Below are 20137 nucleotides of genomic sequence, written 5' to 3'. Positions count from 1 at the left end.
TGGGGACTCCGGGGCGGATCACGTATGGCTTACTTGGAGACGACAGCCAGCACGTCGCGTGCCGACAGGATCAGGTACTCCTGGCCGGCGTACTTGATCTCGGTTCCGCCGTACTTGGAGTAGATGACCGTGTCACCCTCCTTGACGTCGACCGGGATGCGGTTGCCCTGCTCGTTGACGCGGCCTTCGCCGACTGCGACGACGGTGCCCTCCTGGGGCTTCTCCTTGGCCGTGTCGGGAATGACCAGGCCGGAGGCAGTCGTCGTCTCAGCCTCGTTGGCCTGGACGAGGATCTTGTCCTCGAGCGGCTTGATGTTGACGCTCGCCACGATGAGCCCTCCACTTTGGGGTATGCGGATCCGGAGACTTCTCCGGACTCCTGTTTGAGTGTTCCGTTTACGGCACTTCACACAGCCCCGTCGTCGCGGGTGCCGGAGCTCGATCGGCGCCACTTGGCACTCTATACGTGAGAGTGCCAACGCTCAAGGAGAAGGGGGTGGTAAACCGCGCCGAGCCGAATGTCGGCCTGTCTCACGGGTCGTCACCTAAGGTTCCTCAGGTGTCTGACATCAATCGGCGTAAATTCCTGACATTTGCCGGACTCGGGGCGATCGGGGCAGTGGGATTCGGAGCACGCCCGTGGGGGTTGCAGTACGCGGGCGCGGCGCCTCTTCCCACGTCCGAGGCCGGCACCACCCTCGAAGCGGTGGCCGTCCCCCTCGGCAGCTCCGGCTACCGCAGGCTCGGCGCGGGACCGGGGTGGCCGACGATCGTCCGCACCGAACTCGCCGAGGCGCGCAGCGGGCGCGAGGACCGGCGCACCGCCCTCGCCTCCCTCGTCCAGCTCACGGACGTCCACCTGGTCGACGCCCAGTCCCCGATGCGGTTCGAATACGTCCACCCCTTCACCGGTTCCGCGTTCCGCCCGCACGAGACACTCACCGCACAGGGCCTCGTCGCGCTGGTCGCGCGCGTCAACGCGCTCGCGTCCGGCCCGCACACCCAGCGCCCCTTCGACGCGGTCGTGAGTACCGGCGACAACACCGACAACAAGGAGTTCGCCGAACTCGGCTGGTTCCTCACCGCACTCAACGGCGGCACCATCGTCCCCAACACGGGCGCACCCGACCGCTACGAAGGCGTGCAGAACTCGGGTGCGGATCTGTACTGGAACCCGGAGTCCTCCATCCAGGACATGTACAAGAAAGCCGGGTTCCCCGAGATACCGGGTCTGCTCGGCGCGGCGATCGCTCCAGTCACGAGCCCCGGCCTGCGCACGCCCTGGTACTGCGTCTTCGGCAATCACGACGACTCGGTGGAAGGCACAGTCCCGAGCGGTATCCCACCGCTCGAAGCCATGTACACCGGTTCGCTGAAATTCGAGGTCCCCGGCTCGCCGGAGCAGGCGAAGGCAGTCGACATCGCAACCAGGTTCGACCCCGGCGCCATTCCCGCCGCCCTGTCCGCATTCACGACACCGCCGCGGGTCGTCACACCCGACCCTTCACGCGCCCCGTTCACGCCCCGCCAGTTCATCGCCGCCCACCTCGACCCGGCCAACACCGGTCCCGGACCGGTCGGCCACGGTTTCGCACCGGACGCCGGTGAGACCGGGATCGGCTACTACTCGTTCGAGATCGCACCCGGCGTGGTCGGCATCAGCATGGATTCCACCAACCGGGCGGGGTTCGTCGACGGCTCGCTCGGTGCGGAGCAGTTCCGATGGATCGAGGACACTCTGGTGGCCGGTAGCAGCCGGTACTTCGACACGGCCGGCAATCCGGTGACGCAGGCACGCAGCGACACCTGGTTCGTCCTGTTCAGCCATCACACCAGCGGCAGCATGGACAACGTCGTCCCCGATCCCTTCGCCCCGGCGGAACCCCGGATCCGTGGTTCGCGACTGGTGGATCTGCTGCACCGATTCCCGAACGTCCTCGCCTGGGTCAACGGACACACCCACGAGAACCGGATCACCCCGTGGCCCGGATCGACTCCGGAGCAGTCGTTCTGGGAGATCAACACGGCCTCGCACATCGACTTCCCCCAGCACGGGCGGATCATCGAGGTGGTCGACAACGTCGACGGAACCGTGTCTCTGCTCACGACGCTGTTCGAGGCCGACAGTCCCTACGCCGTCGACCACACCGATCTCTCACCGCTCGGGTTGGCGTCGCTGTACCGGGAGTTGTCGTTCAACGACATTCACGCCGACCCCGACCTGCTCGGCGGGACACCCGACAGGAACGTCGAACTGATGCTGGCGTCGGGTCGCTAGACCCGGCGCCTGCGGGCCCAGCCGACGGCCGCGACGACCGCGCGGATGCCGACGCCGAGAAGGATCAGGTTGCCGATGATCTGCACACTCACGACGGCTCGTGACGGATCGGTCGTCGCGGCGATGTCGCCGAACCCGACGGTCGAGAAGACGGTGAGCGAGAAGTACAGCGCACCCATGCGGGTGAGGGGTTCGGAGAAGAAACCCGGATCACTTTCGGACATCAGGCAGTAGCCGGCCGCGAACCCGAGCAGGTAGATCGGCAGGATCAGGGCCACTGCTTCGATCGCCTGGAGCGCCGGTATGTCGGACTGGACGATCCGGCGGATCTGCCAGACCGCGACCGCCGCGACCACGAGCAAACCGCCGGCCAGGAAGAACACGCCCGACATGTCCCCGAACGAGGTCCACGGCAGGGCGAAGTAGACCACCAGGCACAGGAGGACCGTGACCAGCGGGCGCAGAAGTGCACGCAGCACAAGCCGTCTGCGCTCGCGTCTCGTGAGGTTACGAAAATCGCTGGCGCGTCGCATGAGATTCCTTTGGACAACTGTGCAGGTGAGACCGGATATCGAGCGCCATCCTCGTCTTGTGCGGCCGAAAGTCGGAAGCGAAATCCGTTTGTTTTCTGTAACGTTCAGATAACAGTCGCCGATTCAACGGGCAGGGATTCCCCGCTGAACAGGGCGTTCCGACAGAGATGGCAGGTCACGCGTCGAAAACGTGAGGGGGTGTGTGATGGGGATGTCCTTGGGGATGTCCACCGGTGCGTCCGGTGTGGGTTCCGCCCTCGTCACCACGGCCTCCAACGGTTCGCAGAACGTCGAGTTCCGTTACCTGTCCGCCGATCAGGCGCACACCGACCTCGGTGACCTGGTCCGCTCGTCGATCTCGCTGATGACCACCCAGGTCCCTGCCGACCCCACCACTCCCGACGCGTTCGCCGTCGCGTACCGCACGGCGGAACAGGCGCATTCGATCCGCAGCGCCGTCAGCAGGCAGCGGCACCGCGTGCATCTCGTGCCCGAGACCGCCGCAACGCTCACCTACCTACGGCACACCGGCGAGGTCGCCCAGCACGCCACAGTCGCGATCGTCGACTTCGGCGAGTCCGGACTGTCCGTCGCCGTCGTCGATCAGGTCGACGGCACCGTCCTGCACACCGACCGCACAAGCCGTGTGAGCGGCACCGGAATCGACGACCTCGTCTTCCACCACGTCGTCGGCAGCCTCTCCACCCCGCATCCCCTTCGGCACCTGGACCGCGACCTGCTCTCGGCGCGGTGCCGCGTCGCCAAGGAGCAGTTGTCCTCGGAGCCGAACGCACACGTCGACATCGACCTGCAGGGCATCCGCCCGATCGAGATCAGCCGCACCAGGTTCGACGAGATCGCCGCACCCACTGTCCGGGTCGCGGTGGAGTTCATCCGTGCCACCGTCGCCGACTCCCCACGTCAACCGGACGCCCTGGCCCTCGTCGGTGGTGGCGCGAACATTCCCGCGATCACCGCCGCCGTCACCGACGCGTTCGCTGCACGGGTCGTCGTGATGCCCGAACCCGACACGGCGACCGCGAAAGGTGCGGCGTTGCTCGCCGTCTCCTCCGCCATCCGCGACTACCCGGCCACCGAGTCGAACCGACCCGGTTCGACTGCCAAGGTGTCGGGGGCACTCGTCGGCGCCCTCGTGGTCGGAGGTCTCGTTCTCGGGTACGGCGTCAAGGAACTCGCGCCCGCGCCGGATCCCAATGTCTCCCCCGCGGGGACCGACATGTTCCAGACCACCGAGCAGGTCACGACCACGACAACGGACGAACCTCCCGCCACGCGGATTCCGTCGTACGATCCGACGCCGACGTCGGAGTTCCACCCGAATCAGGTTGCGCCGCCCACGTCCGAACCGCAGACGGACCGGACCTCCGAGCAGACGCCCGATTCGCCGAGCGAGACCACGACACCGCGCACCACCACCCCGGTGCCGACGCCCACGGCGCCGCCGCGTCCGACGCTGCCGGGAACGAACCCGTCGCAGCCCTCGTGGCCGCACATCGAGTGGCCCGCGATTCCGCCGCTGTGGCCGCAGGTTCCGGGGGAATCCACGCCGAACGAACCGAGCCCCGTCGCGCCCGCACCCGACGTTCCCGAGGCGGCACCGCCGCCTGCGGAGACGCCCGCCGCTCCCGCGGAACCCAGTACACCCGCGACACCCGAGGGGCTCTTCCCGATGGTCCCGGCGCCGGGCACGGTCGCTCCGAATCCCGATGCGTCGCAACCGAGTGGTGCTCAGCCCGGTGCGGCGCTCACTCCCCCGGCCACGCAGACCGTCACGATTCCGGTCAGCTGAACACCTGACTGGTCGCCACCGACAGTCCGGGGTCGCTGGCCACGGTCAGCAGGGACGGCGCGGCGCCGCCGGCGATCAGATGCGCGCCGAGCGAGGCGATCATCACTCCGTTGTCGGTGCACAGGCGCGGTTTCGGTACCCGCAGGGTCAGTCCGGCGTCGGCGCAACGTTCCTCGGCGAGTGCGCGGATACGGGAGTTGGCCGTGGCACCGCCACCGAGAACCAGTGTGTCCACACCGACGTCGCGGGCTGCGCGCACCGCTTTCATCGTCAGCACGTCCGCCACGGCCTCCTGGAAGCTCGCGGCGATATCCGGCACCGAGCACACCTCCCCTGCCCGCTCCTTGGACTCCACGTACCGTGCCACAGCCGTTTTCAGCCCGGAGAACGAGAAGTCGTGCCGGGCGTCCCGGGGCCCGGTCATACCGCGCGGGAAGGGAATGGCGTTGCGGTCCCCGTCCTGCGCCGCGGCGTCGAGAGCGGGGCCACCGGGGAATCCGAGGCCGAGGAGGCGGGCCACCTTGTCGAAGGCTTCGCCGGCGGCGTCGTCCACGGTGGTGCCGAGTTCGACGATGGGCTTCGCAAGATCCTCGACGTGCAGGAGGTGGGTGTGCCCACCGGACACGAGCAGCGCCACGCACGGCGGCATCGGTCCGTGTTCGAGCGTGTCGACCGAGACGTGACCGCCGAGGTGGTTCACCGCGTAGAACGGGACGTCCCACGCCGCCGCATAGGCCTTCGCGGCCGCCACACCGACGAGCAGGGCGCCGGCCAGACCGGGTCCGATGGTGACGGCGAGAGCGTCCGGCTTGGCGATCCCGGCGACGGCGAGGGCCCGCCGCATCGTCGGGACGATCGCCTCGAGGTGCGCACGGGACGCGACCTCCGGCACCACCCCGCCGTACCGTGCATGCTCTTCGACGCTGGATGCGACCTCGTCCGCGAGGAGTTCGCACGTTCCGTCACCGTTCCACCGGACGATGCCGACTCCGGTCTCGTCACAAGAGCTTTCGATCCCCATGACGATCATTGCACCGGCTCCTCACCCGATCCGGGGCGACGCATCGTGAAGGCGTCCGCACCGCTCGGTTGGTAGTACTTCTTACGGGTTCCCACGATCTCGAATCCTTCACGTCGGTAGAGGGCGATCGCCGCGTCGTTGTCGGTGCGCACTTCGAGGAACACCGGGCCACCCCGGGTGTCGGCCACTCGGAGGAGTTCGTCGAGGAGAGCCCCGCCGATCCCCCGCCGCTGACACGCCGGATCCGTTCCGATCGTGTGGATCTCGGATTCAGGATGCGAACCGTCACCCAGCAGGGCGATTCCGGCGTACCCGACGACGTGGCCGGTGTCGTCCCGCGCCACGGTGTAGTGCACGTGCGGGGCGGCCAGTTCCGCCCTGAATGCGCCTGCACTCCAGGGTCCGTCACCGGCGAAGAGGAGTGTCTCGAGCTCCGCGCACCGTTCGGCGTCGGCGGCCGCCATCGGTTCGATGCGGAAAGTCATTTCTTCCGGTCCGCCAATTCGACCGCGTCCGGGCGCCGCAGGTAGAGCGGTACGAGCGCCGCCGGGGCAGCATCACTGAACAGGGCCCCCGCGGCCACCGCGACCAGTCCTGCGGGCGACGGTGTTTCCACGGGCTCGACCGGCAGATCGAAGAAGTCGACGTGTGACGGCGATCCCGCCACCACCTCGGACGGCATCGGCTCGAGTTCGCGCGGCTTCACCACCGCGGGACCTTCCACCCTCACCCCTGCCGAATAGCGCGCCCAGTACACCTCACGCCGCCGTGCATCCGTGACGACGAGCAGATTCCGGTCACCGTCCACCTGTGCGGCGATGGCGTCGAGGCTGCACACGCCGTGGGCCGGAATGCCGAGGGCGTCGGCGAACGCGGCGGCGGTGGCCATCCCCACGCGCAATCCGGTGAACGGCCCGGGTCCGGCGCCGACCACCACCGCGTCGAGGTCCGCGGCGACGTGCCCCGACTCGGTGAGGCATTCCAGGATATGCGGGGTGAGCACTTCCGCGTGGGCGCGCGGATTGACCGTCACGCGCACCGCGAGGGTGTCCACCGCCTCCACCGATGCGGAATCGGCCGAAACCCGGACGACTCCGGCGGTCACGGCAGGCGTGGACGTGTCGATGGCGAGAACAAGCACGGTAACTGAGGGTACTCGCACGTCAGAACCGCTCCCGACACCCGACCCGTCAGGAAATCCACTCCCAGTGGGCGGTGCGGACGTCCGTCTCCGGCTCGCGGCGCAGGCGTACCCGCAGATGACGATCGGCAAGCTGCTCCGCGATGCCCTCGCCCCATTCGACGACGACAACCGCTGCAGCCAGGTCGGTGTCGAGGTCGAGCGCGTCGAGTTCGTCCAGCGCATGCGGGCCGCTTCCGCCCAGTCGGTACGCGTCCACGTGCACCATCCCGACCGGGGTGCCCCCGTCGGGCCGCGTGCCCGCCCGGTGCTCCCGCGCGATCACGAATGTGGGCGAAGTCACCCGCCCCTGCACGCCGAGCCCGGCTCCGATCCCCTTCGTCAGTGCGGTCTTCCCCGCACCGAGGGGTCCGTCGAGGACCACGAGATCCCCGGCGACGAGGCCCCGGGCCAGATCTCGGCCGAACTGCTCGGTGTCCTCCGCCGTCGGCAACACCACGGTCCCGCTCACGGGCAACACTCCTTCTTCAGCCGACATCGGACTGCTCACGCGACTCGTACGTCTTCAGGCCACGATGCAGCACCCGGTCGACGGCGTCCGACACCACGGACGGGAATTCGAGCTGCACCAGATGGCCGGCACCGCGTACCCGCACCAGTTCGGACTCCGGAAGGTCCGCTGCCAGTTTCCGGGAGCTGCCGAACGGGATGATCATGTCGCTGTCTCCGCACACCACGACGGACGGGGTGCGCTCGATCGCCTCGAGTGACGCGGACTCGTCGTGCAATTCGAGTGTGCGCAGAAAGTTCACGATGGTCACCACCGACGTCCGGTCCAGCATGGAGTCGGAGAACTTGTGCAGCCGCGGACTCACGTCCGTGCCGTACGACGCCGCCCGCAGAATCGGGGTGATCAGCACGCGGGCGGCGCCGCGCGCGTGCTGGACGAGTTCGGGCGAGGTCCGGACGGCCATCCGGAAGCCGTCGATGACCGGGTTCTGCAGGTTCCGCGTCAATCCGGTCTCGCTGAGACCCGCGGCGGCCGTGGCCACCAGGCCCACACCGACCACCCGCGACGCCACCAGTTCGGGCCGCTGCCCGGCGAAGGCCAGGACCGTCATCCCGCCCATCGAATGCCCCACGAGCACAACCGGTCCGGTGGGGGCCTTAGCCTCGATCACGGTCGCGAGATCGGCGCCCAGCTGAGCGATGGTGCAGCTCGCCGTGGACGGCACACCCGAATCGCCGTGCCCGCGTTGGTCGTAGAACACCATCCGCACGTCGTCGCCCCACCGCTCGGCGAGCTGGCGGCGCTGGAAATGCCACGACGTCATGTCCAGGCAATAGCCGTGCACGAACACCGCCGTCACCGGCGCGTCCTCGGGGCCGACCTCGCGGACAGCGAGCGCGACGCCGTCCTCGGTGACCACGACGCTGCGCCGGTCCCGCGACATCAGCGTGAAGTCCTCGTCACCGTAGATCTCGCGGCCCGGCCGGGTCGCGGTGCGCAGCACGTTGACGCCGGCGACCGAACCGAGCGCCAACGCGCTCAGCAGGCCGCCGACGAGCCCCAACCGCTTCGACAACCCCATGATCTAGGTGCCCGTTCCGCCGACGTAACTGCGCACCGTGCGTCCGCGTACCCCTGTCACCACCTCGTAGTGAATGGTGTCGAGTTCATCGGCCCACGCTTGTGCGTTGGGTTCGCCGAGGTCTCCGTTGCCGAAGAACACGGCGGTGTCCCCCTCCCGGACTCCGCCGCCGTCCGGTCCGAGATCGACGACCACCTGGTCCATGCAGACGCGTCCGATACCCGGCCGTCGCTGCGCGCCCAGCTGGACCTCGAATCGGCCGCTGAGCGAGCGCGGCAGCCCGTCGGCGTACCCGAACGGCAGCAGCGCCACCGTCGTATCCCGTGGGGCCACCCACTGGTGCCCGTAGGACACGCCTTCACCTGCCGCTACCTTCTTCACCAGAGCCACCCTCGATCGCAGTGTCATCGCCGGGCGCAACCCGAACTGACCGAGTTCGGGTACGGGCGACAACCCATATATCGCGATTCCCGGGCGAACCATGTCAAACCGCAGGTCGGGACGGGTCAGGGTGGCCGCGGAATTGGACAGGTGCACCACTTCGGGGACCAGTCCCTGACGCTTGGCATCCGCGATCGCGCTGATCAGCCGATCGCGCTGGGAATCGATCCAGGCGTGGTGCGGCTCGTCGGCGTGGGCCAGATGCGAGAAGATGCCGCGCAGCCGCACCGAGCCCTCGGCCTGTGCGCGCGCCAGATCGACGAGGACCTGCGCCAGTTCGTCCGGCGCCACCCCGTTGCGGTTCAGTCCGGTGTCGACCTTGATCGTGACGATCGCCGTGGTGCCGACGCTCCGGGCGGCAGCGACCACCGCGGCGAGGTGACGGGGCGAGGAGACACCGAGTTCGACTCCGGCCGCGATCGCGGGGGCGAAATCGGCGTCGACGGTGTGCAGCCAGGCGAGGACGGGTGCGTCGATGCCCGCGCGGCGCAGAGTCAGCGCCTCCGACACCGTCGTCACGCCCAGTTCCGACGCTCCGGCGGCCAGCGCGGCGCGTGCCACGGGTACGGCGCCGTGGTTGTAGCCGTCCGCCTTCACGACGGCCATCATCGCCGCGTCCCGGGCGCTGTCGCGCAGGATGCGGACGTTGTGTGCGATCGCGTCCAGATCGACGACGGCCTCGGCCTGCGGTGCCGGCGCCTGCGTGGGCGCTGCGGGTTCGCTGTGTCCGTGGTCGTCGGCCGGTACTGCTTCAGCAAGCGTCATATGTTCGATCCTGCCATTCACGATGGGGCCGGCATTTCTTCGGGTGACACCCCCGCACGAAGAACTCTGATCGACTCCCTGAGGTGCGCGAGCAGCGTTCCGGCGGAGATCGGTGCTGTTCCGCGACCTGCGGAGAGGTCCGCGCCACCGCCTCGGGCGGCCAGGTTCGCGGCCAGCGAGTGCGCTCGCGCACCCACCGCCGCGGCCCGGGCCGGGCCGATACCCGCGGCCATGAGTGAGCCGATGATCCCGGCGAGTACGTCCCCCGCCCCCGCGGTGGCGGACCAGGACCCGCCCGCCTCGTTGACGAAGATCCGGCCACCGGGTTCCGCGATCACCGTGGCCCGCCCCTTCAGCAGCAGGTGAACGTTCCAGTCGGCCGCGAGAGCGCGTACCGACGCCACCCGGTCCGGACCCGGATCCGTCCCCGTCAGCCGGGCGAACTCCCCGGCGTGCGGGGTCAGCAGTGTCGCTGCGGTCCGCGACCGCACCAGATCCGGGTCCTCGGCGAGCAGGGTCAGACCGTCCGCGTCGACCAGCACGGGCACGTCGGAGTCGAGCACCGTCCGCAACGTGCGACGGGCGGCGTCGTCGGTTCCCATGCCCGGCCCGACCACCCACGACTGGACACGTCCCGCCTTCCCGAGATCGGCGGTCGCGATCACCTCCGGCGCGTGCGCGAGCACCTCGTGCGTGCACGGCCCGGCGTAGCGAACGAGCCCCGACGTGGCCGTGACCGCGGCGCCCGTGCACAGCACACCGGCACCCGGGTAGCCGTCGCTGCCAGCGACAACCCCCACCACGCCCTGCGAGTACTTGTCGTCGTCCGCCCCCGGCACCGGCCACGCAGCACCGACGTCGGCGGCGTCGAGGGCGGTGATCCCGGCATCGCCGAGCGACAGTCCGATGTCCACGAGCTCGACTCGGCCGCAGTACGCGGCGCCGAGCACATGGACCGGTTTGAGGGCACCGAATGCGACGGTGACGGCGGCGCGCACGGCGGGCCCGTCGACCGCACCCGTGTCCGGGTCCACACCGCTCGGCAGGTCGGCCGACACGATCGGAGCCTCGATCCGGTCGACCAGCGCGGCAGCATCGGGTCGCAGCGGCCCCCTGCCGGAGATTCCGACGATCCCGTCGACCACCAGATCGGGCAGGCCCAGCTCGTCGGACGGGGCGGCCACCCGGCCGCCTGCCGCGGTGAACGCGGCCAGCCCCGCCTCGTGCGCCTTCTCCGGTTTCAGCAGGACCGCGGTGGCCGCGACGCCACGCCCCCGCAGCATCGACGCCGCCCACAACGCGTCCCCGCCGTTGTCCCCGGACCCCACCAGCACCGTGATCGTTCGACCCGCGACGCCCCCGGTCCGCGCTCGCAGCTCCGCCGCCACCACCGTGGCGAGCCCATGCGCTGCGCGTCGCATCAGCGCGCCGTCGGGAAGAGACGCCAGCAACGGCGCCTCTGCAGCTCGAACCTCGTCAGCGGTGTAGTAGCCCCGCATGGGAACTCCTCGTCGAGAAGGGTCGGTACCGGGTCAGACTACGCTCGACGTCATGCGTGGACGTGGAAGCTCGTGGATCGCCGGAGTGGCTCTCGCCGCAAGCATTTCGATGGCGGGCGTCGTGTCCGGGTGCAGTTCGCCGGACACCGCGGCGCCCGAGGCCCCGACCGGACCCGTCGTGCAGGTCGCGAACATGGCGTACGCGCCCGCAACGCTCACCGTGAAGGCAGGAGATACCGTCACCTGGAATTTCGACGACCGGGGTGTCACCCACGACGTGGTGGGTGTCGGCGCCGCGAAAAGTGTGCTGCGGAGCCGGTTGATGCAGACCGGCACGTTCACGTACACGTTCACCGAACCGGGGACCTACGAGTACACGTGTTCGCTGCACCCCGAGATGACGGGCACCGTCGTCGTCACCCCGTAGGGGCGCAGCCGGCCCGGCCACGCCCCTACGGTGGTTGTTATTCGACGGTGACGGACTTCGCGAGGTTGCGCGGCTTGTCGACGTCGTAGCCGCGCGTCTGCGCGACCTCCGCCGCGAACACCTGCAACGGCACCGTCGACAGCAGCGGCTGCAGCAGCGTCGGGGCCGCCGGGATCTCGATCAGGTGATCGGCGAACGGGCGCACGGCCTCGTCGCCCTCCTCCGCGATCACGACGGTCCGCGCACCGCGGGCCTGGATCTCCCGGATGTTGCTCAGCAGCTTCGAGTGCAGCACCGCGCGCCCCTTCGGCGACGGCATCACGATGATCACCGGCAACCCGTCCTCGATCAACGCGATCGGCCCGTGCTTGAGCTCGCCGGCCGCGAAGCCCTCGGCGTGCATGTACGCCAGCTCCTTGAGCTTGAGCGCACCCTCGAGCGCCACGGGGTACCCCACGTGGCGGCCCAGGAACAGCACCGTCGACGACGACGCCAGCTCCCGAGCCAGCGCCCGCACCGGCTCGACCGTCTGGAGTACCCGGCTCACCAGGTCGGGCATGGCCTCCAGATCGGCGTACTCGCGTGCGACCTCGTCCGGGTACTTGGTGCCGCGGGCCTGGGCGAGGGCCAGGCCGACCAGGTAGTTCGCCGTGACCTGCGCGAGAAACGCCTTGGTCGACGCGACACCGATCTCCGGACCTGCCCGGGTGTAGAGGACGGCGTCGGCCTCGCGGGGAATCTGGGCGCCGTTCGTGTTGCACACTGCCAGCACCCGCGCCTTTTGGTCCTTGGCGTGGCGCACGGCCTCGAGAGTGTCGGCTGTCTCACCTGACTGCGAGATGGCCACGACCAGCGTCGACCGGTCCAGGACCGGGTCGCGGTAGCGGAACTCGCTGGCGAGCTCGACCTCGACGGGAAGCCGGGTCCAGTGCTCGATGGCGTACTTAGCGAGCAGCCCCGAGTGGTAGGCGCTGCCGCAGGCGACGACGAAGACCTTGTCGACGTCGCGCAGCTCCTGATCCGACAGTCGCTGCTCGTCGAGAACGATCTTCCCGTCCGCGAAATGCCCCAGGAGGGTGTCCGCGACCGCGGCCGGCTGCTCTTCGATCTCCTTGAGCATGAAGTAGTCGTGGCCGCCCTTCTCGGCGGCGGCGAGGTCCCAGTCGATGCGGAACGGGCGGCCCTGCGCCTCGGATCCGTCGAAGTTCAGGATCGAGTACCCGTCCGCGGTGATCACCACGACCTGGTCCTGCCCCAGCTCGACCGCGTCACGGGTGTGCTCGATGAACGCCGCGACATCGGACCCGAGGAATGTCTCTCCCTCGCCGACACCGATGACGAGGGGCGTCGAGCGACGCGCCGCGACGATGGTGTCCGGGTGGTCCGAATGCGTGAAGACGAGCGTGAACGCGCCCTCGAGCCTGCGCAGCACGCTCAGCGCGCTCGCGACGAAGTCACCGGCCGTCTCGCCCGAGGCGTAGGCCCGCGCGACGAGGTGCACCGCGACCTCGGTGTCGGTGTCGCTGACGAAGTCGATTCCGTCGTGTTCGAGTTCGGCCCGCAAGGGGGCGAAGTTCTCGATGATGCCGTTGTGCACGACGGCAACCGTGTTACCCGCATCACGGTGCGGGTGCGCGTTGCGGTCGGTCGGCCTGCCGTGCGTGGCCCACCGCGTGTGACCGATCCCGGTGCTCCCGGTGAAGTGCTCGGCCCCGACCTCGTCGAGTTCGGCCTCGAGATTCGCGAGACGACCCGCCTTCCGCTCGACCGCCATGCCGCCGTGGCCGTCGAGCACGGCGATACCGGCGGAGTCGTATCCGCGGTATTCCATTCGCCGCAAGGCCTCCACCACAACGGTCAGAGCCTGCCGGTGGCCGACGTATCCCACGATTCCGCACATGGTTCATCAGGGTACTTGGACCGGGCGACGCGACGAAGTCGGAGTATGGGCCCCATCGGCTCTATCGCCGGCCCGCGAATCGGATAACGTTCTCCCCGTGGCGCCGAAACCGAAGACACTGGCCCGTGAACTGTCCAAGCGAGGACCGCACCGCGTGCTGCGGGGTGACCTCGCACTCGCCGGACAGCCGGGCGTCGTATACACGCCCGAATCAGGCTTCAACCTGCCCGCCGTCGCGTTCGCGCACAGCTGGATGGCAGGTGCCGACCACTATCGGAAGACGCTCGAGCATCTGGCGTCGTGGGGAATCGTCGTGGCCGCCCCCAACAGCGAGCGGGGTCCCGTGCCCTCTCACCTGGGCCTCGCCACCGACCTGCGGGCCACCCTCGACATCTGTGTGGGTGTGCGTCTCGGTCCCGGCCAGATCAGCGTGCGGCCTGACCGCGTCGCGTTCGCAGGACACGGGATGGGTGCGGGTGTGGCAGTGCTCGCCGCCGCGCAACGGGACGTATCGGCGGTCGCCGCCCTGTTCCCGGCACCGACCGCACCTAAGGCCGAGAGATATGCGTCCAAGATCACAGCGCCGGGGCTCGTCGTCGCCGGTGCCGACATCGACACCATGAACAGCAACGCCAAGGCGCTGGCCGAGGCGTGGGGCGGAGAACACGTCCTGCGCGCCGTCAACGGCGCCAAGGAGTCCGGGCTCACCGAGGGACGCCGCCTCCTGGGTGCACTCGGCATCGGCGGTTCCGAGCGGAAGACCCAGCAGATCACGCGCGCGCTGCTCACCGGCTTCCTGCTCTATCACCTCACCGAGGACAAGAAGTACGAGGTGTTCGCGAAGGCGGACGCCGAACTTCCCCACACCACGCTCGTCGATCCGCACGAGGAGCACACCGACGCCGGCTTCGAGGGTGTGCTCCCGCACATTTGAGTTCTCCGGTCACACCAGCCAGCTGCGCGGACGATAGAACTCGTCGTCGTCGAGTGTTTCCGGTGGCGCAGCAGCGGGTGATGCCGCTGCAGGCTAGGTCCGGCTACGGCCGGACCGGTTCGCCGCGGCTTCCTCGTCTCTGGCTCTGCGCTCGTCGATCCGTTCCCGGAACATGTCGAGGTCGGCCCGCATCTGTGCCCGTTGCGCGCGCAACTCTGCGGCTCGGTGGCTCACAGTGGCCCCGCCTCGGCCAACTCGGCGCCGCTGTCGAATCCGCCCACGGGACCTGTGGCCGATTCGGGCGCGGACCGCGATTCCTGTAGCGGCGGGAGCCGGCTCCTGCTGCACTGACACCGCCTGTGGTTGCGGGTCGGCCGTGGCGTCTCCGGCCGATGCAAGGGCCGGTGTGTTCTCGTGGTCCGGCACGGCGTCCGCGGCCGGTCGGCCGGGCGTCGGCTGTTCTTCGGATGTCGCGTCCGTGGCGGCCTCGGTATCACCGCTGACCTGTGATTCCGGGGTCGGCGAGGCGGGCGCGCAGTCGGCATCTGCGGAGTCTCCTTCGCCCGCAGCGGTTCCCGCTGCGATCTGCGGCAGACCATTTGGGCCGATCTCGACTCCGAACCTGGCTGTCCCGCCCTGTCCGTCGTTCAGCTCGAGATGAATTCCCTGGCCGTCGGCATCCATGGCGAGGGTCCACGACTGTCCGTCGAGGTTCAGTTCGAGGCCCTTGTCGTGTGACGTGCCGTCGGCCGACTCGCCGTCGTCCTCCCGCGGATCACCGAGTTCTTCGCCGAGATCCTCAGTGTTCCGCTCCTCGTCCCTGCCGGTGCGGGCCGAGACGGTGTCCTCGATCAACGGGCAAAGGATCGAACCGAGATCCGCCAGACCTTGACGCACCAATCACCCGGGCCGGGCATGGGCCCGGGGCAGTAGTCATCGGAGGCGCCGCAGCAGTCATCGGTGCGGTTGTCCACTCACACGGAGGCGACGGTGCCCGCCAGTTCGTCGGCGAGTTTACGGGCTACTTCGATGTCCGACGCCTCGACCATCACACGGACGAGTTGTTCGGTTCCCGACGGCCGCAGCAGCACCCGGCCGTTGTCGCCCAGGCTGCGCTCGGCGGCCACGACCGCGTCCAGCACCACCGGGGACGCGGCGACGGCGCGCTTGTCGGCGACCCTCACGTTCACCAGAACCTGCGGGAGCGCCGTCATCGCCGACGCCAGATCTGCGATCGCCTGTCCGGTCTCCGCCATCCGGCCCATCAGCCGCAGTCCTGTCAACACTCCGTCGCCGGTGGTGCCGAAGGCGGGGAACACGACGTGTCCGGACTGTTCGCCGCCCAGGCTGAAGCCACCGGACCGGAGTCCTTCGAGGACGTAGCGATCACCGACGGCAGTGGTGACCAGCGTGATCCCGGCCTCCCGCATCGCGATGTGCAGACCGAGATTACTCATGACCGTCGCGACGAGGGTGTTGTCCACCAGTTCGCCTGCGTCGCGCATACCGAGGGCGAGCACGGTCATGATGGCGTCGCCGTCGATGAGGGAACCGGCGGCGTCGACGGCAAGGCACCGATCCGCATCCCCGTCGTGCGCCAGCCCCAGATCGGCGCCGTGCTCGACGACCGCCTTCTGCAGGCTTTCGAGGTGAGTCGACCCGCAGTTCTCGTTGATATTGAGTCCGTCGGGTTCGGCGTTGATCGCGACGACGGTGGCGCCGGCGGCCCGATAGGCGGCGGGAGCGACGCCCGATGCCGCGCCGTGCGCGCAGTCCACCACCACGGTCAGCCCGTCGAGGCTGTTCGGGAGTGCGGTGGCCAGGTGCTGCAGATACCGTTCCGCGGCATCCGGCACCGTGCGGACACGTCCGATCCCCGCACCGGTCGGCGCCCGCCGTGTCGTGGTCCCGGCGGCGACGGCCTCGATCCGGTCTTCCACCTCGTCGTCGAGTTTGTGTCCACCGGCCGCGAAGATCTTGATGCCGTTGTCGGGCATGGGATTGTGCGAGGCGGAGATCATGACACCGAGAGCTGCGTCCAGCGCCGCGGTCAGGTAGGCCACCGCGGGTGTCGGCAGCACCCCGACGTTCAGAACGTCGACACCGGCCGACGTCAGGCCCGCGACGACCGCCGCCTCGAGCATTTCACCGCTGGCTCTCGGGTCGCGACCGACCACAGCCGTCTTGCGTCCCCCCGAACCCGGCGACGCCAGCACCGTCGCGGCGGCGGAGGCCACCTGCAACGCCAACTCGGCGGTCAGCTCGGTATTCGCGAGACCACGAACCCCATCCGTCCCGAACAATCGACCCATAGACCAGACTCCTCGCACCTAGGAAACCCACTACATCTCGGATAAAGCACGAGAGCAGGCGTCCGGTAACGATGGACGCCTGCTCTCGGGAAGAACAGGTGCCGAAGCCGACCCCGGAGGGCGGCTTCGGCGACACATCAGCGCTTCGAGTACTGAGATGCCTTGCGGGCCTTCTTCAGGCCGTACTTCTTGCGCTCGACGGCGCGGGCGTCACGCGTGAGGAAGCCGGCGCTCTTGAGAGCCGGACGGTCCTCGGGGGTGACCTCGATGAGCGCGCGGGCGATGGCGAGACGCAGTGCGCCGGCCTGTCCGGACGGTCCACCACCGTGCAGCAGCGCCACGATGTCGAAGGACTCGGCACGCTCGACCGTCACCAGCGGAGCCTTGATCAGCTGCTGGTGCACCTTGTTCGGGAAGTAGTCCTCGATGGTGCGGCCGTTGAGCTTGAAGTCGCCCGAACCGGGGGTCAGACGGACGCGGACAACCGCTTCCTTACGACGACCGACGGTCTGGATGGGGCGATCGATCACGATCGGGGCCTGCGGTGCAGCAGCGGCCTCGATGTCCTCGGCGACCTCGGGCTCCTCGACGGACACGTACTCGTCCGCCGCGACCTCGACAGCCTCGGTGATCTCTTCGGGGTTGGACACGTTCTGCTCCTCCGGCGCCGTCACTGGGCCACCTGCTTGATCTCGAATGGCACCGGCTGCTGCGCGGCGTGGGGGTGGTTCGGGCCCGCGTAGACCTTCAGCTTGCTGCTGATGGCGCGACCCAGCTTGTTCTTGGGGAGCATGCCGACGATGGCCTTCTCCACGAGGCGGTCGGGGTTCTTGTCGAGAACCTCACCGACGGAGCGGGACTTCAGACCACCGGGGTGTCCGGAGTGGTGGTAGAGGAACTTGCCCTCACGCTTGTTGCCGCTGATGGCAACCTTCTCGGCGTTGATGATGACGACGAAGTCGCCGCCGTCAACGTGCGGTGCAAAGGTGGGCTTGTGCTTGCCGCGCAGCAAGTTGGCTGCCTGGACGGCAAGGCGGCCGAGCACCACGTCAGTGGCGTCGATGACGTGCCACGTGCGGGTCACATCTCCGGCCTTCGGGGTGTACGTAGACACAGAACTTCCTCGTCTTGTTCAATCCGCTGCTGGCCATTGCGTATCGTCGAGCGATTCCCGGCGGCCAGTTGAGACCCGAGAACCGCCAGCCACTGCGACACGAGGACGCAGCGGCGCACGGCACGCCAACGGAGAACAATACCGGTCGGTGAGGCCCAGGGTCAAAACTCACTCGGCGAGCGCATCGGCGAGCTGTTCGACCGCCCACGTCAGCTCGTCCCGTTCGATCACCAGCGGCGGGGCGATGCGGATCGTTCCCTCGTGCGCGTCCTTCGCGAGGACCCTGCGTGCCAGAAGTCTTTCACAGATCGTTCGAGCGGACGGCATACCGTCGGCCAGCTGCACACCGGCCCACAGTCCGCGCCCACGCACCTCCGAGACGTGGTCGGGGGGCAGTTGCGACAGCATTCTGTGCAGGTAGGCACCCAGGTCGCGGCTTCGCTGCTGGTACTCGCCGGTCTCGAGCAGGTCCACGACGGCGCTCCCGACCGCGCAGGCGAGGGGGTTGCCCCCGAACGTGCTCCCATGTTGTCCGGGGCCGATCACCGCCATCACCGGCCAGTCGGCGACGACGGCGGAAACCGGTATCAGACCACCCCCGAGTGCCTTGCCCAGGACGTACACATCGGGGGTGACGTTCTCGTGGTCGCACGCGAACGTGTCGCCGGTCCGCCCGAGCCCGCTCTGGATCTCGTCGGCGACCATCAGGATCCCGCGACGAGTGCAAATGTCCCGGACCGCTGCGAGGTAGCCGGGCGGTGGCACCAGGACCCCGGCCTCTCCCTGGATCGGTTCGAGGAGCACCGCCACGGTGTTCTCCGTGATCGCGGCCTCGAGCGCATTCGCGTTCCCGTATTCGACGGACGCGAAGCCCGCCGGGAACGGACCGAATCCGGTGTACGCGTCCGGATCGGACGAGAACCCGACGATCGAGATGGTGCGACCGTGGAAGTTCCCGGCGCACGTGATCACCTCGGCACGCCCCGGCGGCACTCCCTTGACGTCGTAACCCCATTTGCGGGCCAGTTTCAGCGCGGTCTCCACGGCTTCGGCGCCCGTGTTCATCGGCAGCACGGCGTCCTTCTGGCACAGCCTGCTCAGGTCCTCGCAGAAGGACGCGAACCGATCGTGCTGGAAGGCGCGGCTGGTCAGGGTGAGCCGGCCGAGTTGTTCGCGTGCCACCCGGACGAGGGTGGGGTGCGCGTGGCCGAAGTTGAGAGCCGAGTATCCGGCGAGTACATCCAGGTAGTCGACGCCATCGATTCCCTTCACCCACGAGCCCGCGCCCGACTCGATCACGACCGGCAGCGGCGCGTAGTTGTGTGCGCTGTGCTCGTCGGCCCTGATCAGCTGTTCACGCGTGGCATCCGACACGGAAACGACACCGTCCGACATTGCTGGTCACCCCTGATCTTCCACGACCCGGAGCCCGCGGAATCCGCGGAGCTCCAAAGTGCTGCACTTGATTCCGCCACCGGATTTGAGGAACTCCGAATAGTCGACCGGCACGGGCTCGTACCCGCGAGCGGACAATTGGTCTGCAAGGTGCGAAGCCTGCACGGGTAGCACCACATTGGCACCGTCGCTGACCAGGTTCAGTCCGAGCCAGTCGGTGTCCGTCTCGGCCGCGATCACCGCGTCGGGATACATCTCCTCGAGCAGAGCGCGACTGTCCGGCGAGAACGCCGCCGGGAGGTAGGCGATGGTCCAGTCGTCGAGCACACCCAGCGCGGTGTTGAGGTGGTAGTAGCGGGGATTCACCAGGTTCAACGTGATCACCGGGCGGCCGAGGTGGGCCGAGGCCTCGGCGTGTGACTGCGGGTCGGACCGAAATCCGGTTCCGGCGAGGATCACGTCGCCGACGACGAGGAAGTCACCCTCCCCCTCGTTGACATACCGCGGCAGGGTGGGCCTGACCAGCCCGTTGTCCAGGAACCACCGGAACACGTGGTCGGCCTCGGCCCGCCGCTCGGCGGACCGGTAGCGGGCGCCGAGCGCGACACCGTCGACGACGAGTCCGCTGTCGGTGACGAACACCATGTCCGGGAGCCCCTCGACAGGGTCGATCGTGAGGACCTCGTGTCCGAGCCGCCGGTACGTGTCTGCGAGCGCCGACCACTGCGACATCGCACGATCCCGGTCCACGGGTTCCTCGGGCCGCATCCAGTCGTTGATGGCATAGACGACGTCGAAATACGTGGGCGGGCACATCAGGTAACTCCGCGAGTGAGCACGCCGGGCCACGCGGGCGGCGTCGCCCCGCACCTCTGCCGCCTCTTCGTACGGGTTTTCGGACTCGATACCAGCAGTGGGCGCCATCTCCACTCCCCCTCGGTCGGTGTCGGTGAAATCAGTATCCACCCACCAAAA

General features: G+C 68.6%; 20 protein-coding genes. 4 read left to right on the top strand and 16 right to left on the bottom strand.

Going from position 1 to position 20137, the window contains the following annotated elements:
- Nucleotides 1-29: 29 nt before the first annotated feature.
- Nucleotides 30-329: a co-chaperone GroES gene (gene groES / locus RHA1_RS30245; protein ID WP_003940763.1), complete on the bottom strand. Its 300-nt coding sequence runs from the start codon at nucleotides 327-329 to the stop codon at nucleotides 30-32.
- A 230-nt stretch (nucleotides 330-559) separates the two neighbouring features.
- Between groES and RHA1_RS30240 the strand changes: the two genes are divergently transcribed.
- Nucleotides 560-2278 carry a TIGR03767 family metallophosphoesterase gene (locus RHA1_RS30240; protein WP_050787421.1) on the top strand — a complete coding sequence of 573 codons (1719 nt, stop codon included), beginning with the start codon at nucleotides 560-562 and terminating at the stop codon, nucleotides 2276-2278.
- Here the strand turns inward: RHA1_RS30240 and RHA1_RS30235 are convergent.
- On the bottom strand, nucleotides 2275-2811 hold the full coding sequence (locus RHA1_RS30235) for a potassium channel family protein (protein ID WP_009479400.1): 537 nt from the start codon (nucleotides 2809-2811) through the stop codon (nucleotides 2275-2277). The two genes, RHA1_RS30240 and RHA1_RS30235, sit on opposite strands and share 4 nt — an antisense overlap.
- Before the next feature lie 205 nt (nucleotides 2812-3016).
- On the opposite strand from RHA1_RS30235, the gene RHA1_RS30230 reads away from it, so the two are divergent.
- Entirely contained in the window at nucleotides 3017-4621 is a 1605-nt protein-coding gene (locus RHA1_RS30230; protein ID WP_011598174.1) for a DUF7159 family protein, read from the top strand.
- Here RHA1_RS30230 and tsaD read toward each other — a convergent pair.
- Genes tsaD through RHA1_RS30195 form a run of 7 tightly spaced genes read right to left on the bottom strand, consistent with a single transcriptional unit; the run spans nucleotide 4614 to nucleotide 11080 of the window.
- Nucleotides 4614-5651: a tRNA (adenosine(37)-N6)-threonylcarbamoyltransferase complex transferase subunit TsaD gene (tsaD, locus tag RHA1_RS30225; protein ID WP_011598173.1), complete on the bottom strand. Its 1038-nt coding sequence runs from the start codon at nucleotides 5649-5651 to the stop codon at nucleotides 4614-4616. The genes RHA1_RS30230 and tsaD overlap by 8 nt on opposite strands.
- A complete protein-coding gene (gene rimI / locus RHA1_RS30220) occupies nucleotides 5648-6127 on the bottom strand; it encodes a ribosomal protein S18-alanine N-acetyltransferase (RefSeq protein WP_009479397.1) in 480 nt (159 codons plus the stop codon). Before rimI ends, tsaD begins: the two co-directional genes overlap by 4 nt.
- A complete protein-coding gene (gene tsaB / locus RHA1_RS30215; RefSeq protein ID WP_029539474.1) occupies nucleotides 6124-6783 on the bottom strand; it encodes a tRNA (adenosine(37)-N6)-threonylcarbamoyltransferase complex dimerization subunit type 1 TsaB in 660 nt (219 codons plus the stop codon). The genes rimI and tsaB overlap by 4 nt, the downstream gene beginning before the upstream one ends.
- Nucleotides 6784-6832: 49 nt before the next feature.
- On the bottom strand, nucleotides 6833-7321 hold the full coding sequence (tsaE, locus tag RHA1_RS30210; protein ID WP_011598171.1) for a tRNA (adenosine(37)-N6)-threonylcarbamoyltransferase complex ATPase subunit type 1 TsaE: 489 nt from the start codon (nucleotides 7319-7321) through the stop codon (nucleotides 6833-6835).
- Entirely contained in the window at nucleotides 7311-8375 is a 1065-nt protein-coding gene (locus RHA1_RS30205; protein ID WP_011598170.1) for an alpha/beta fold hydrolase, read from the bottom strand. Before RHA1_RS30205 ends, tsaE begins: the two co-directional genes overlap by 11 nt.
- A gap of 3 nt (nucleotides 8376-8378) precedes the next feature.
- The gene (gene alr / locus RHA1_RS30200) at nucleotides 8379-9581 is read right to left on the bottom strand and encodes an alanine racemase (protein WP_009479393.1); all 1203 of its coding nucleotides are present in this window, start codon (nucleotides 9579-9581) and stop codon (nucleotides 8379-8381) included.
- Between the two features lie 17 nt (nucleotides 9582-9598).
- A complete protein-coding gene (locus RHA1_RS30195) occupies nucleotides 9599-11080 on the bottom strand; it encodes a bifunctional ADP-dependent NAD(P)H-hydrate dehydratase/NAD(P)H-hydrate epimerase (protein WP_011598169.1) in 1482 nt (493 codons plus the stop codon).
- Between the two features lie 52 nt (nucleotides 11081-11132).
- Between RHA1_RS30195 and RHA1_RS30190 the strand changes: the two genes are divergently transcribed.
- Nucleotides 11133-11507 (top strand): cupredoxin domain-containing protein, encoded by a 375-nt coding sequence (locus RHA1_RS30190; protein WP_063711559.1) that lies wholly within the window; start codon nucleotides 11133-11135, stop codon nucleotides 11505-11507.
- A 37-nt stretch (nucleotides 11508-11544) separates the two neighbouring features.
- Here the strand turns inward: RHA1_RS30190 and glmS are convergent, their stop codons facing one another.
- Nucleotides 11545-13407: a glutamine--fructose-6-phosphate transaminase (isomerizing) gene (gene glmS / locus RHA1_RS30185; protein ID WP_011598168.1), complete on the bottom strand. Its 1863-nt coding sequence runs from the start codon at nucleotides 13405-13407 to the stop codon at nucleotides 11545-11547.
- 97 nt (nucleotides 13408-13504) lie between these two features.
- On the opposite strand from glmS, the gene RHA1_RS30180 reads away from it, so the two are divergent.
- A complete protein-coding gene (locus RHA1_RS30180; protein ID WP_009479388.1) occupies nucleotides 13505-14341 on the top strand; it encodes a dienelactone hydrolase family protein in 837 nt (278 codons plus the stop codon).
- Nucleotides 14342-14434: 93 nt separating this feature from the next.
- Here the strand turns inward: RHA1_RS30180 and RHA1_RS30170 are convergent, their stop codons facing one another.
- The 6 genes from RHA1_RS30170 to ddaH form a co-directional block, all read right to left on the bottom strand.
- The gene (locus RHA1_RS30170; RefSeq protein ID WP_237726972.1) at nucleotides 14435-15196 is read right to left on the bottom strand and encodes a hypothetical protein; all 762 of its coding nucleotides are present in this window, start codon (nucleotides 15194-15196) and stop codon (nucleotides 14435-14437) included.
- Between the two features lie 119 nt (nucleotides 15197-15315).
- Complete coding sequence (gene glmM / locus RHA1_RS30165) at nucleotides 15316-16653, bottom strand: phosphoglucosamine mutase (RefSeq protein WP_011598164.1); 1338 nt, start codon at nucleotides 16651-16653, stop codon at nucleotides 15316-15318.
- 137 nt (nucleotides 16654-16790) lie between these two features.
- On the bottom strand, nucleotides 16791-17327 hold the full coding sequence (rpsI, locus tag RHA1_RS30160) for a 30S ribosomal protein S9 (RefSeq protein ID WP_005239729.1): 537 nt from the start codon (nucleotides 17325-17327) through the stop codon (nucleotides 16791-16793).
- On the bottom strand, nucleotides 17324-17767 hold the full coding sequence (gene rplM, locus RHA1_RS30155) for a 50S ribosomal protein L13 (RefSeq protein WP_005239728.1): 444 nt from the start codon (nucleotides 17765-17767) through the stop codon (nucleotides 17324-17326). The genes rpsI and rplM overlap by 4 nt, the downstream gene beginning before the upstream one ends.
- Nucleotides 17768-17935: 168 nt before the next feature.
- Nucleotides 17936-19162 (bottom strand): ornithine--oxo-acid transaminase, encoded by a 1227-nt coding sequence (gene rocD / locus RHA1_RS30150; RefSeq protein ID WP_011598163.1) that lies wholly within the window; start codon nucleotides 19160-19162, stop codon nucleotides 17936-17938.
- Nucleotides 19163-19168: 6 nt separating this feature from the next.
- The gene (gene ddaH, locus RHA1_RS30145) at nucleotides 19169-20086 is read right to left on the bottom strand and encodes a dimethylargininase (RefSeq protein ID WP_011598162.1); all 918 of its coding nucleotides are present in this window, start codon (nucleotides 20084-20086) and stop codon (nucleotides 19169-19171) included.
- Between the last annotated feature and the right edge of the window lie 51 nt (nucleotides 20087-20137).

The organism is Rhodococcus jostii RHA1, from assembly GCF_000014565.1.
GTDB lineage: Bacteria > Actinomycetota > Actinomycetes > Mycobacteriales > Mycobacteriaceae > Rhodococcus_F > Rhodococcus_F jostii_A.
The sequence above is the reverse complement of the archived record's forward strand: the minus strand, read 5'-3'. Positions and strand labels throughout refer to the sequence as shown.

What these genes read in the sequence shown, in the direction of transcription:
- RHA1_RS30195 (WP_011598169.1), bottom strand. Translation starts at nt 11,080, where the DNA reads ATGCGGGGCTACTACACCGCTGACGAGGTTCGAGCTGCAGAGGCGCCG.
- RHA1_RS30235 (WP_009479400.1), bottom strand. Translation starts at nt 2,811, where the DNA reads ATGCGACGCGCCAGCGATTTTCGTAACCTCACGAGACGCGAGCGCAGA.
- rocD (WP_011598163.1), bottom strand. Translation starts at nt 19,162, where the DNA reads ATGTCGGACGGTGTCGTTTCCGTGTCGGATGCCACGCGTGAACAGCTG.
- glmM (WP_011598164.1), bottom strand. Translation starts at nt 16,653, where the DNA reads ATGGGTCGATTGTTCGGGACGGATGGGGTTCGTGGTCTCGCGAATACC.
- RHA1_RS30230 (WP_011598174.1), top strand. Translation starts at nt 3,017, where the DNA reads ATGGGGATGTCCTTGGGGATGTCCACCGGTGCGTCCGGTGTGGGTTCC.
- rimI (WP_009479397.1), bottom strand. Translation starts at nt 6,127, where the DNA reads ATGACTTTCCGCATCGAACCGATGGCGGCCGCCGACGCCGAACGGTGC.
- tsaE (WP_011598171.1), bottom strand. Translation starts at nt 7,321, where the DNA reads ATGTCGGCTGAAGAAGGAGTGTTGCCCGTGAGCGGGACCGTGGTGTTG.
- RHA1_RS30205 (WP_011598170.1), bottom strand. Translation starts at nt 8,375, where the DNA reads ATGGGGTTGTCGAAGCGGTTGGGGCTCGTCGGCGGCCTGCTGAGCGCG.
- RHA1_RS30190 (WP_063711559.1), top strand. Translation starts at nt 11,133, where the DNA reads ATGCGTGGACGTGGAAGCTCGTGGATCGCCGGAGTGGCTCTCGCCGCA.
- ddaH (WP_011598162.1), bottom strand. Translation starts at nt 20,086, where the DNA reads ATGGCGCCCACTGCTGGTATCGAGTCCGAAAACCCGTACGAAGAGGCG.
- tsaD (WP_011598173.1), bottom strand. Translation starts at nt 5,651, where the DNA reads ATGATCGTCATGGGGATCGAAAGCTCTTGTGACGAGACCGGAGTCGGC.
- alr (WP_009479393.1), bottom strand. Translation starts at nt 9,581, where the DNA reads ATGACGCTTGCTGAAGCAGTACCGGCCGACGACCACGGACACAGCGAA.
- glmS (WP_011598168.1), bottom strand. Translation starts at nt 13,407, where the DNA reads ATGTGCGGAATCGTGGGATACGTCGGCCACCGGCAGGCTCTGACCGTT.